This window comes from Saccharothrix sp. ALI-22-I, assembly GCF_001984175.1.
In the GTDB taxonomy this organism is placed as follows: domain Bacteria; phylum Actinomycetota; class Actinomycetes; order Mycobacteriales; family Pseudonocardiaceae; genus Actinosynnema.
On sequence record NZ_MTQP01000063.1, the window covers coordinates 331,782 to 342,654 of the forward strand.

Sequence of the window (10,873 nt, forward strand, 5' to 3'; positions counted from 1 at the left end):
CCCGACGCCCACGCCCGTCAGCCTGCCGTGGCGGTCAGCTGGGCGAACAACGCGACCGGCCACCACCACCGTCGGTGTGGACGCGACCGGCGCTGAGGTGATCAGGCTCGGAGAGAACGCGATCTACCGGCTACCCGGCGGCGTAATCGCCCGGGTCGCACGCGCCGGGCAGAACGCGGCTGCGACCAAAGAGGTCCAGGTCGGTCGTCACAAACTGATCTTGAACACCCTTCGTCCGTCTTCGGCTACCGCCTCGACCTAAGCATTACTCGTCTAGCCACATTTCTCCTGGTGGGAGGCCCGTTCCGGGGTGAAAATCGGGGTGGTCGTCCGCCGACGCCGTAGCTCCTATGGTCGTTGGAGGCCGTCGTCTAGCCGGGTGCCGGGAGCTGCGTCACGGGCCCTTCAGTGTCGCTTCGAGCACGCGGACCAGATTCCGCTTTCTCCCGTGCAGCTCCTGCGGACGACCGCCTTCGGAGTCGGTTGAAGGAGGTGTCAGGTGCTGGCGGAAGCGCGGGACAACGAGGAGATCATCGAACGGATCGCGGCGTTGGACGTCGGCAAAGCCGAGCTGATGTGCTGCGTCCGGGTACCCGGTGCGGGCCGCAGGCGTCTTCAGGAGGTGCGTCCGTACTCGACGATGACGCGGTCGCTGTTGGCGATGGCCGATCACCTCCACGACCTGGGCGTGACCCGCGTGGTGATGGAGGCCACGTCGGACTACTGGAAGCCGATCTTCTACCTGCTGGAGGCGGGCGGGTTTGAGACCTGGCTGGTCAACGCCCGCGACGTCAAGCACCTGCCCGGCCGCCCGAAGACCGACCGGCTGGACGCGGTGTGGTTGTGCAAGGTCGCCGAACGGCAGATGCTGCGCCCCAGCTTCGTGCCGCCACCCGAGATCCGGCGGTTGCGGGATGTCACCCGCTACCGCATCGACCTGGTCAACGAACGCACCGCGGAGAAGAACCGGGTGGAGAAGCTGCTCGAAGACGCCTGCATCAAGCTGTCGGTGGTCGCCTCGGACATCTTCGGGGTCTCCGGGCGGGACATGATGGCCGCCCTGATCGCCGGCGAACGCGACCCCAAGCGGTTGGCGCAACTGGCCCGCAGCCGGATGCGCGCCAGGCTCGGCCCGCTGGAGGAGGCGTTCACCGGGCGCTTCACCGACCACCACGCGTTCCTGCTGGAGCGGATGCCGGCCCGCGTCGACGCGATCGACGCCGACATCGCTGCCCTGGAGGCCAAGGTCGAGGAGATGGTGCTCCCTTTCGCCCGGGCCACCGCCCGGCTGGATGAGATCCCGGGCATCGGCCCGACCGCCGCCGCGGTGGTCCTCGCCGAGATCGGACTGGACATGGGCCGGTTCCCCACCGCCGGGCACCTGGTCTCATGGGCACGGTTCGCCCCCGGGGTCAAGGAATCCGCCGGCAAAAAGAAGGGCAACGCCGGCACCGGACACGGCAACCGCTACCTGGCCCGCATCCTCGGCGAGGCCGCCGTCGGCGCCGCCCGCACCGACACCTTCCTCGGCGAACGCTACCGACGCCTCGCCAAACGCCGCGGCAAGAAGAAAGCCCTGGTCGCCATCGGCCGCTCCATCCTGATCATCATCTGGCACCTGCTGTCCGACCCCGACACCCGCTACCTCGACCTCGGCCCCGACTTCCACGACAAGCGCGTCGGCGACGACCGCAGGAAACGCAACCACATCCGCCAACTTGAAGCCCTCGGCTACACCGTCACCCTCACCCCGGCAGCCTGACCACCACGCACCACCGCCAACCCGGCTTCGCCGGGCGATCCCTGGCTGCCCGGTCACGGCGATTTTCGGACTAGACCAACGTGGGGGTCAGGGGATGGTGGCGAGGGACTCGAAGTGAGGTTTTTGTGACGGGTAGTAGTCATCGAAGGCGGGTAGGGGGTTGCCGGTGCGGGAGGCGGTCAGCATGTCCAGGTAGTACTCCCAGCCGGGACCGACTTCGCCGATGCCCTGCTCGGTGGCCAGGTGGTGGATCAGGCGCAGCTCGGTGACACCGTCCACTTCGGACAGCAGTAACTCCATCCGCCACGTGCCCGCCTCGTCCACCATGGACAGCACCAGCCGGTGGGGCGGGTCGCACGCTTCGATGCGCACCTCCACCCACGGCTCCTGCTCCTCGAACACCATCCGCACCTTCACCGTGCGCCCCGGCCGGCCCTCGCCCTCCCACGGACCGAACCAGCGGGCGGTGCGGTCCGGCTCGGTCAGGCTGGCCCACACGTCGTCGGCGAGCGCGCGGAACGTCCGGGTGAGCACCAGGTCACTGCCGCTGTCGGTGCGGAACAGCCGGCCGGTGGGGATCGGGGTCATTCAGATTCTCCTCGGGTTGACCGGTGCGGCGTTCTCGCCGGGTGCGGTAGACCTCGGTTTCCAGGGCGTCGAGGCGGTGCTCCCAGCCGGAGCGCCGGTCGGCGGCGGCATCGCGGTTGAATTCGGCGAGCCAGCTGACCAGCGGCGTTAGCCGGGAGGCGTCGAGCACGTAGAACCGCTGCCTACCTACCACCTCGTCGCGGACCAGCCCGCTCTCCCGCAGCACGCGTAGGTGCCTGCTCACCGCGGGCCGGCTGATCGGGAACCGCTCGGCGATCTGCCCGGCCGACAGCCGCGCGGTGTCACGCAGCATCTCCAGGATCTCCCGCCGCACGGGGTCGGCGATCGCGCCCGCCACCTCGTCCACACCCGAAAGCGTAACCGCCTAGTTACGCGTTAGGCAAGGGACTCCAGGAACGCGGTCAGCGCCCGTCGGTAGGGCTCGACCGTGGTCAGGTCGGCGTACTCGTCCGGCCCGTGTTGTCCGTCCCCGCCGACACCGAAGATGACCGCGTCGATGCCGCGTTGGAAGTAGAACCGCGAGTCGGCCGCGCCGTGCTTGCGCAGCAGGTCGCCGGAGTACCCCTCGGCACGGGCGGCGCGCTGCAACGCCAGCAGGTCGGCGCCGTCGGGATCGGCCCGGTGCGGCGGCTCCACGTGGTCGACCGCGGCCGTGACACCCGGCGGGCACAGGGCGGTGAAGTGGTCGGCGATCTCCTCCCGCGTGCGGCCGGTGAAGTCGGTGTCCCCCGGTGGGAACCGGACGTCCAGCCACGCGGTGGCGTCGGCAGGCACCTGGTTGAGTGCCTGGTTGCCCGACGTGATGCGGGCGAGGTTCACCGTGGTCCGCCACTCCTCCCGCGTCGCCACCGGGTAGGCGGTGAGCACCCCGTCCACCGCCCGCATCACCTTCAGCAACGCGTTGTCGCCCAGCCACTGGTACGCGCTGTGCCCGGCCCGCCCGACCGCGTGCAGCCGTGCGTTGATCAGTCCTTTCGACTCGGCCACGACCCGCAGCGCGCTGTGCTCGCCGATCACCACGAACGACCCGGTCACGCCCTGCTCCAGCTGGTGCAGGGTGCCGTTGCGCCCGCCGACCTCCTCGTCGGTGACCAGTTGCAGCCCGATCGGGTAAGGCAACCGGGCGGCCGTGTCGCGGAAGACCGACGCCAGCACCAGCGCGGACAGCTTCATGTCCTGCGCGCCGCGGGCGATGAGCCGGTCGCCGTCCCGACGCGGCCGGAACTGCTCGTCCACGCCCGGCACCACGTCCAGATGGGCGTTGAAGATCACCCGGAAGTGCGGGCGGCGTTCGCCCGGGTAGACGAGCGCGCTCGGCTTGTCCCCCGCGTCGAACCGCTCCACGGTGAAGCCGGGGCCGACGACGTCGAGCACGAAGTCCAACGCCCGGCGCAGATCGTCGGGTCGGTCGGCGGTCGAGCGGATGCCGAGCAGCTGCTCGGTCAGGGGCAGCAGGTCCATCACGCCATCGTGCCCGGTCGTCCGGCGCTGCGGAGTCAGGTGACGTCCGGGATCGCGTGACCGGTACCGTCCACAGAGGACGGAGAGCGCGGTCGGGCGCGCAACTCCACGATGGCCACCGCCAGGGCTATCGCCACGGCCACCGCCGCACCGCCGATGGCGACCGACACCGCCACCGGGAAATCGCGTTCGGAGGCGGCCAGCACGGTGTAGAACACGCCGGTCAACGCGGCCGTGCCGATCGCCGCGCCGATCCGCTGCCCGGTCTGCAACGCGCCACCGGCCGCGCCCGCCATCGACACCGGCACGTGCCGCAACGTCAGCGTGGTGTTCGGCGAGACCACCCACCCGCCGCCGATGCCCGCCACCAGCAACGCGGGCGCCACCGCCCACCCCGCCACGTGCTGCGGGGTCAGCCTCAGCACCACCGCGGTCACCCCGAGACCGGCCACCACCAGGCTCAACCCGGTGACGGTCAGCTTGCGCCCCCACCGCTCGACCAGCCGTCCGCCGACCACCGCGGACGCCGCCGACCCGACCGCGAACGGCGTCACGGCCAGACCCGACTCCAGCGGCGAATAACCGAGCCCGGTCTGGAAGTACAGCGCGAACACCAGCCAGATGCCGCTGAAACCGACGAAGTACACCATCCCGAGCAACGCGCCGCTGCCGTAGCCGGGCGTGCCGGTGAACAGGGCGATGTTCAGCATCGGGCTCCGGCCGCGCGCGGCGACCTGCCGTTCCCACCGCACGAACAGCACCAGCAGCGCCGCGCCGAGCCCGAACAGCCACCACAGCTCCGCCAACCCGTCCGCCTCGGCCAGCACCAGCGGCAGCATCACCGCCAGCACGCCCGCGCCGAGCAGTGCCGCACCGACGAGATCGACGTGTTCACGCGGCCCGCCGCGGGCACGGGGCAGCAGGCGGGCCGCCAGCACCAGCGCGACCAGGCCGATGGGCACGTTGACGTAGAAGATCCACCGCCAGCCGTCGTCCTCGCCGGCCACGGCCAGGATCACGCCGCCGATCACCGGTCCGATGGCGGTGGAGAGGCCGACGGTGGAGCCGAAGAACCCGAACGCCCGGCCGCGTTCCGGGCCTCGGAACAGCTGTTGGATCAGCGCCGAGTTCTGCGGCGCCAGCGCACCCGCCGAGATGCCCTGAGCGAGCCGTGCGACGATCAGCACCTCGGCGGTCGGCGCAAGCCCGGCCAGGGCGCTGAACAGCACAAACCCGCCCAAAGCGCACAGGAACATGGTGCGTCGCCCGATCGCGTCACCGAGCCGTCCGGCGGGTACCAGGGTCAGGCCGAACGCCAGCGCGTAACCCGACACCACCCACTGCGCACCGGCCGGCGTGGTGCCGAGGCCGTGCTGGATGGACGGCAGGGCGACGGCCACGATGCTGACGTCGAGCAGGCTCATGAACCCGGCGACGAGCGTGACCGTGAGCGCCTTCCACCGTCCGGGGGACGGCTGATGTGCTTCGACCATCGCCCCTTCCTACCCCGACGGGCGTGCTCCGGCGCAACAGCGGCGTGTGGTCGGGGCCGGAGTGGATACCCCTTGGCCATGGACGTGGAGCCGAACCGACTGTCGGATGAGGACCTGCGCCGGTTCGTCCTGGACCGGCTGGCCGAGGACGAGGAGCGGCTGGCGCGGGAGGAGCTGCCGTTCCTGGACGAGGCCGAGCGCCGGGGGCGACTGCACATCCTGCGGTCCGACGACGGCGAGCGGCTGGTGCTCGTGCCCGGCACGGCGCATGCGCAGGAAGGTCGGGGGGCCGTGCCGTTCGAGGAGAAGGCGCGGTGGCTGCGTGACGAGATCGAACGCACGTCCGACCGGTCCGTGCTCGAACTCGTCGCCGCCGCCTACGACACGCACCACGGCTGGCAGGAGGAGTGGCGGACGTGACCGCGCCCGGCTACCCGGACGACGACGATCTGCCACCACGCGCACCGCCACGCAGCGCGTTGACCCTGCGGTTGTGGCTGGCCGGGTTCGGCATCGTCTTCAACGGCGTGGCGGCGGTGCTGTGCGTGCGGGCGGGGTTGACGTGGTTGGCGGTGCTGCTGGCCGTGATCGTGGTCGCTCTGGTCGTCGACTTCGGCTGGGTCGTGCACCGCAAACGGCGTGGCGACCCCGGCTGAGCAGGGGGTCTTCAGCGGGTGAGGGCCGGGCGTGGGGCTGGCACGTCGTGGTGGCGGCAGATGTTGCGCTCCAGCAGCGCCTGCCAACGCCCCAGGACAGGTCAGGCGGCCATGAGTAGATCGACCAGGGACTGCGCCAATGTGTGCACGTTCGATTCCTGCACACTCAGGCCGCCGCCATGTTGTCCTGCGACTTCTTCCACGTCGACTGCGCGGTCACGCTCAAAGGGTCTCCGTGTTTTTTGTGCTCGAAGTCGCCACCCGCTACGTCCACATCAGAGCCACAGTGCCGACGCGCGCAAGCAGCGAGCGTTGATGTCTCAGCTACGCGGGGGCCGGGCGGACAGCGGCCAGCGCCTCGGGCAGTGTCGGGAACAGCGCGAGGAACCCGACAGCGCCCGCGACGTGCAACAGCCGCAGCACGGGGCGGCAGTCGGCGGCGACGGTGAAGTTGAGATCTTCCTGCTTGGCCTCGCCGCTCACGGTCACCAGCATGGCGATGCCGATCGAGCCGACGAATGTGACGTCGGACAGGTCCGCGATCAGGCCGGCCGGTCTTTCCGTGAGCTGGTTGATCAGTTCCGTGCGGACGAGATCGCAGGTGCCGATGTCCACTTCGCCGGTCACGCGCGTCACGGCGACACCGTCCACCGATCGCGTCTCGACGGCGCACGGTTGCGGTGCGCCCGCAAGCTGAATGTTTCTCACTCACTCCCCTAAAGTCGTGAGGGACGCCACAGGGGACGATTTCAGGTCCGTCGTCACACTCCGACTTGCGTCCGTATGGGTGTTTCGCATTGCCCTGTTGAGACCAGACACTACTGGCCCATATGGGCGAAAGACCAGATCGGCGTGTGCGGATGTGGCGGATTTCATTTGTCGGCAACGCGGTTCACCAGGAGGCAACGCGGGGGGTGAACACGACGTGATCCCACCGGCATCCTCGGCGACCGTGACACCGCCGTCCAAACCCGCTCCGACGTCGCGTCGACACCCGAGCAGCACGCGCGAGCGGCTGCGCTCATCGCGGACGCCTCTACGACCGACCCCCTGGTCACCGCCCGCAACACCTCCACCCACCGGCCACGCCACACCACCCTCACCTGGGTCGAACGCCACTACGGCCCCTCCATCGCCCGCCGCTACGCAGGCCACGCCCACCCACAAAGCGACGACATCACCGCCGTCTACACCAAACCCCCGCGGCTGGGCTGGGCCGACCGCGCGGTGCTCGCCGCACTGGTGCGGCGACTCCCCACCTGCTGCGTGGACGCCGGTTGGCGACACCGGGCAGCAGCATCCTGCGATGGCACCGACGCCTGGTCGCGAGGAAGTGGGCCTACCCGAACCGGACTGGACCGGGTACCCGCCGGTCGACGACACCGTCGTGGCGTTGATCGGACGGATGGCACGAGAAGACCCCGGCTGGGCTACCGCAGAATCCAAGGAGAACTGCTCAAACTACGCCGCCGTGGTGCTGCGGGCGTTCCGGGAGGAGTCCGCAGAGGTCGTCGAGCACCTGTCCACTGTGGTCAGGCAGGCGAAGAACCCGGTGCGACACCTGGCCGACGCCCGCATGCAACTCTCCGTCGACGCCGCCTTGGCGACTGCGGCCGTCGACGCCTACCGGTCGGAACTCGTCCGAGCTTCAGGGCTGAGCGGTCGCGGACTGCTCGCGGCGCAGCGCCTGGCCCGCCTCGCCACCGAGCTGGCTCGCGTCGCCCAGCCGGTCGAGGTAGGCTTCCTGGCTCTCGCTCTGCACGACGGCGAACGCCGGCGGCGCACCCAGGGCGGCGCCCAGCGGCACGAGCAGGCTGCGGAGCATCACACCTCGACCGGCATCGGCAGGCAACCTCTCCGCGTGATGCACGTCACCTTTTGCAGGGCCGGGGTGCTCGGCTCGTTCAGGAAGGGATGACGGAGATGCTACGCAAAGCAATCCTGGTGGTGGCGGCACTGGTCGCGATGGTCCTGGTCGTGCCCGCGACCGCCACGGCGGCACCGTACTGCGGCATCACGTGGGGATCGCTGACCAAGTCGGCGACGCCCACCGTGACCGGGGAGATGACCGGTCTGCGTGCCGGCCGGCACGACTGCTACGACCGGCTGGTGTTCGACTTCCGCGGCAACAGCGACGGCTACCACGTGCAGTACGCAGACCAGGTGTACGAGGACGGTTCGGGCAGACTCGTGCCGCTCCGGGGCGGGGCGAAGTTGCGGATCATCGCGATCTCGCCCGCGTACGACCAGTGGGGCAACCCGACCTACACCTTCGCCAACCGCGACGAGCTGGTGAACGTGACCGGCTACCAGACGTTCCGGCAGGTCGCGTGGGCCGGGTCGTTCGAGGGGCAGACGACGGTCGGACTCGGCGTGCGGGCACGGCTGCCGTTCCGCGTGTTCACCCTGCCCAACCGACTGGTGATCGACGTCGCGCACTCCTGGTGAGCAGGTCAGGTGTGGGCTGCCACGCGGTGGCCCACACCGCGAATGGTCTCGATCCGCAGGGCGTCGCCGAGCTCGCGGCGCAGCGCGGCGATGTGCGTGTCGAGAGTGCGGGACGGCGCCTCCCACGTTCGGCGAGGTAGCCGGTGTGCTCGCGCCGGCAGTGCAGGGCGTCGGCGGTGATGATGGTGTTGCGCAGGTCGCTGATCTGCTCTAGCAGCGGCTGAAACCGGGTGATCTCATTCGTCTTTCCGTCGACGTCGGTGCCGGCCGGCACCACACCGGTGACCTGGTCGCAGGCGGCCATCGCGTGCCGGGCAGCGGTGTCGCCGGTACGGGAACCCCGCAATGTCCTGCCGTCGACCGCGATCGCCCGCGTGGCCGTCCGTCTCCACAGTCGGACCGACGCCCGGCCGCGCTACCGGATTCCATCGGAACACCGCTGGTCACAGCCACTGCGACGCGCTTCCGTGCTCCGCGTTGACCGTCGGCGGACAGGTGCGGACACTCCGCGCGCCTCGGTCCACAGTCACGCACGGAGGGCGGCGATTCCCGGTGGTATCTGCGTGCCGGCGATCGTCGCCGCGTTGATCGTGCCGTACCGCCATCGCGCGGCGAACGCCCTCTGACCCGTTGCCCGTCAGCCTGTGAAATGGGCCTTCACCGCGGCTATCTCTTGCGCGAAGAGGGCTTCGAGGTCGTCCAGGAACCCGTCCGGGGCGTCCGGGACCACGCGGAACTCGCGGCGCCAGTCGATGAAGCTGCGGCCGGGTTCGTTCGTCACCGGTCGGACGCGGTAGGTGGCCAGGTAGTCGACGATGAAAAGCACCTGTGCCACCGACCGGTAGGTCAGGGAGCGGTCCGTTTCCGAGCGGCCCACCACTTCCTCCTGGGCCAGGTCGTGGTTCGGCAGCAGGGTGAATTCGAACAGCGACGGGATCTTGCGGGCCGAGCCGCCGTTGGTCCAGTGCGCGTTCTTGACGCCGTCGCCGAACACGATGTCGAGCAACACCATCATGTCCCGCACCTCGTCCCAGACTTCGTCAGGACCGGCGTCGAGGACCGCGGAGTGATAGACCGAGTACTTCGGTAACAGAGCCATGGGGCATGGTTCCACCCGCTCGAGCAGCCCGACAATCCTCCACAGGGGTGGGTGTGATCTTCGGTCACAAGCCTATGACCGTGTCCAGCCGATCGCGGTAGTCCTCGACCGCCCGCCTCAACCTACTGTCGGCGGCGGTCGCGGCACCGATTCAACGGCTCCGCGACCGCACCGGCGCGGTGGCAGACAGTTCGGCGGTGACGAAGTCGAGCACCACCGCCGGATGACGGCGCCCCAGCGCTCCCCAGTTGGTCACCGCGTGCTCCAGGTCGGGCAGCGCCTCGACGACCACGGCGGGCGAGCACGCGGGAAGCAGTCCGGCGGCCTCGTGATCACCAACGTCTCGCGCACCAACGGCAGCAACCGCTCCGCCAACGCCCTGCGCCAGGCGGGACGCCTGCCACCGGATTCGAAAGGTGTCGGAAATAGTTTGACGGTCGTGATGCCTATTGGCATCATGGAGACACACCGAGCCGGAGGAGCGGACATGACGAACACGCGTCGATGCTGTTCCCGTAGCCCGGGCTCCCCGCCGTGACCTGCTGAAGGTCCGGTCAAGGGAGCCGCCCGTCGGGGAAACCGACCAGGGCGGCTTTCTCTTTTCGTGCACCCCGAAAAGCAATTCGCACGCCGCGGACGTCATTTCACGACACCCTCGGCAGAATTCCCCGCACCACCACACGCCCCCATAGCTCAGCAGGACAGAGCGCGCCGCTACGAACGGCGAGGTCCCAGGTTCGAGTCCTGGTGGAGGCACCGCTGGAGCCGAGTACCACCGCGGCTCGCCGGGACCGACCCGGTGGACCGCGGTCGGTGGTTCCAGACCAGCAACGCCCCCGTCGAGGGGGCGCCCGACCCACGTCACGACGGTCGTGGGGCGGCCTGCAAAGCCGTCTATTCCGGGTTCGACTCCCGGGTGGGTCTCCGAACGTGGCCTCAGAGGAACTGTCAGTGCGCTCTGCGCGCATCAGGACGTTGTGCGCCTGTTCGGGCGTGTCCTGGAAGTCCTTGGCGGGGACCAAACTCGGCGCCGCCTCCCGGGCCGAGCTGCTCGCCGCGCTCCGCGAGATCCTCGCTGACCAAGCGTGACCGTCCGGGCACGCACGGGTTTTTCGGCGCCCCCTCGACGCACGCGACCTCGATCACCGACTTCCCCCTAGCGGTCCCCCATCGTGACGGGGGTCTCCCCGACGCTCGGACATGGCCAGCCGCGCAACCTGGTAACACGCCCAACGAGGAACGGGCCCCACCGAAACCGAGGAGCAACAAATGGCCGTCGATGCCTACGAGAAGCTGACCTCTTTCATCAAGAACCTGCTGAGCGACGAGGAGTTCGCCAAGGACT

General features: G+C 69.4%; 14 protein-coding genes, 1 tRNA gene and 1 pseudogene. 7 read left to right on the top strand and 9 right to left on the bottom strand.

Annotation, left to right across the window (positions count from 1 at the left end; translation table 11 throughout):
- Window positions 1-499: 499 nt before the first annotated feature.
- Window positions 500-1,762: an IS110 family transposase gene (locus ALI22I_RS24950; protein ID WP_077007940.1), complete on the top strand. Its 1,263-nt coding sequence runs from the start codon at window positions 500-502 to the stop codon at window positions 1,760-1,762.
- 87 nt (window positions 1,763-1,849) lie between these two features.
- Here the strand turns inward: ALI22I_RS24950 and ALI22I_RS24955 are convergent, their stop codons facing one another.
- From ALI22I_RS24955 to ALI22I_RS24970, 4 genes are read right to left on the bottom strand one after another with little or no spacing between them, the layout of a single operon-like run.
- A complete protein-coding gene (locus ALI22I_RS24955; protein ID WP_077007941.1) occupies window positions 1,850-2,350 on the bottom strand; it encodes an SRPBCC family protein in 501 nt (166 codons plus the stop codon).
- Window positions 2,301-2,717, bottom strand: a complete 417-nt coding sequence (locus tag ALI22I_RS24960) for a metalloregulator ArsR/SmtB family transcription factor (RefSeq protein WP_077007942.1) — start codon at window positions 2,715-2,717, stop codon at window positions 2,301-2,303. Before ALI22I_RS24960 ends, ALI22I_RS24955 begins: the two co-directional genes overlap by 50 nt.
- Before the next feature lie 29 nt (window positions 2,718-2,746).
- Complete coding sequence (locus ALI22I_RS24965) at window positions 2,747-3,832, bottom strand: M20 family metallopeptidase (RefSeq protein ID WP_077007943.1); 1,086 nt, start codon at window positions 3,830-3,832, stop codon at window positions 2,747-2,749.
- A 35-nt stretch (window positions 3,833-3,867) separates the two neighbouring features.
- Window positions 3,868-5,325 (bottom strand): MFS transporter, encoded by a 1,458-nt coding sequence (locus ALI22I_RS24970; protein ID WP_077007944.1) that lies wholly within the window; start codon window positions 5,323-5,325, stop codon window positions 3,868-3,870.
- Window positions 5,326-5,403: 78 nt separating this feature from the next.
- On the opposite strand from ALI22I_RS24970, the gene ALI22I_RS24975 reads away from it, so the two are divergent.
- Together ALI22I_RS24975 and ALI22I_RS51155 are read left to right on the top strand one after the other, a co-directional pair.
- Window positions 5,404-5,745, top strand: coding sequence for a hypothetical protein (locus ALI22I_RS24975; protein WP_077007945.1), 342 nt, complete (start codon window positions 5,404-5,406; stop codon window positions 5,743-5,745).
- Window positions 5,742-5,981 (top strand): DUF6343 family protein, encoded by a 240-nt coding sequence (locus ALI22I_RS51155; protein WP_179118346.1) that lies wholly within the window; start codon window positions 5,742-5,744, stop codon window positions 5,979-5,981. Before ALI22I_RS24975 ends, ALI22I_RS51155 begins: the two co-directional genes overlap by 4 nt.
- 324 nt (window positions 5,982-6,305) lie before the next feature.
- On the opposite strand, the gene ALI22I_RS24985 is transcribed toward ALI22I_RS51155, so the two are convergent.
- On the bottom strand, window positions 6,306-6,689 hold the full coding sequence (locus ALI22I_RS24985; RefSeq protein ID WP_083751982.1) for an STAS domain-containing protein: 384 nt from the start codon (window positions 6,687-6,689) through the stop codon (window positions 6,306-6,308).
- Window positions 6,690-7,287: 598 nt separating this feature from the next.
- On the opposite strand from ALI22I_RS24985, the gene ALI22I_RS51160 reads away from it, so the two are divergent.
- Both ALI22I_RS51160 and ALI22I_RS24995 read left to right on the top strand, forming a co-directional pair.
- Window positions 7,288-7,899, top strand: a complete 612-nt coding sequence (locus tag ALI22I_RS51160) for a hypothetical protein (protein ID WP_238598554.1) — start codon at window positions 7,288-7,290, stop codon at window positions 7,897-7,899.
- A gap of 5 nt (window positions 7,900-7,904) precedes the next feature.
- Window positions 7,905-8,429 carry an AMIN-like domain-containing (lipo)protein gene (locus ALI22I_RS24995; RefSeq protein ID WP_077007995.1) on the top strand — a complete coding sequence of 175 codons (525 nt, stop codon included), beginning with the start codon at window positions 7,905-7,907 and terminating at the stop codon, window positions 8,427-8,429.
- A gap of 5 nt (window positions 8,430-8,434) precedes the next feature.
- On the opposite strand, the gene ALI22I_RS54805 is transcribed toward ALI22I_RS24995, so the two are convergent.
- The 4 genes and pseudogenes from ALI22I_RS54805 to ALI22I_RS51165 all read right to left on the bottom strand — a co-directional run bounded on the left by ALI22I_RS54805 (window position 8,435) and on the right by ALI22I_RS51165 (window position 9,820).
- Window positions 8,435-8,590 (bottom strand): winged helix-turn-helix domain-containing protein, encoded by a 156-nt coding sequence (locus ALI22I_RS54805; protein ID WP_083751992.1) that lies wholly within the window; start codon window positions 8,588-8,590, stop codon window positions 8,435-8,437.
- A 17-nt stretch (window positions 8,591-8,607) separates the two neighbouring features.
- Window positions 8,608-8,775: pseudogene (locus ALI22I_RS55670) on the bottom strand (hypothetical protein); the annotation flags it as partial.
- Window positions 8,776-9,066: 291 nt separating this feature from the next.
- Window positions 9,067-9,528, bottom strand: coding sequence for an SRPBCC family protein (locus ALI22I_RS25010; protein ID WP_077007949.1), 462 nt, complete (start codon window positions 9,526-9,528; stop codon window positions 9,067-9,069).
- Window positions 9,529-9,679: 151 nt separating this feature from the next.
- Entirely contained in the window at window positions 9,680-9,820 is a 141-nt protein-coding gene (locus tag ALI22I_RS51165) for a hypothetical protein (protein WP_179118349.1), read from the bottom strand.
- Between the two features lie 390 nt (window positions 9,821-10,210).
- Between ALI22I_RS51165 and ALI22I_RS25015 the strand changes: the two genes are divergently transcribed.
- A tRNA-Arg gene (locus ALI22I_RS25015) sits at window positions 10,211-10,284 on the top strand.
- Window positions 10,285-10,479: 195 nt separating this feature from the next.
- Window positions 10,480-10,617 (top strand): hypothetical protein, encoded by a 138-nt coding sequence (locus ALI22I_RS51170; protein ID WP_179118350.1) that lies wholly within the window; start codon window positions 10,480-10,482, stop codon window positions 10,615-10,617.
- The last annotated feature ends 256 nt before the right edge of the window (window positions 10,618-10,873 follow it).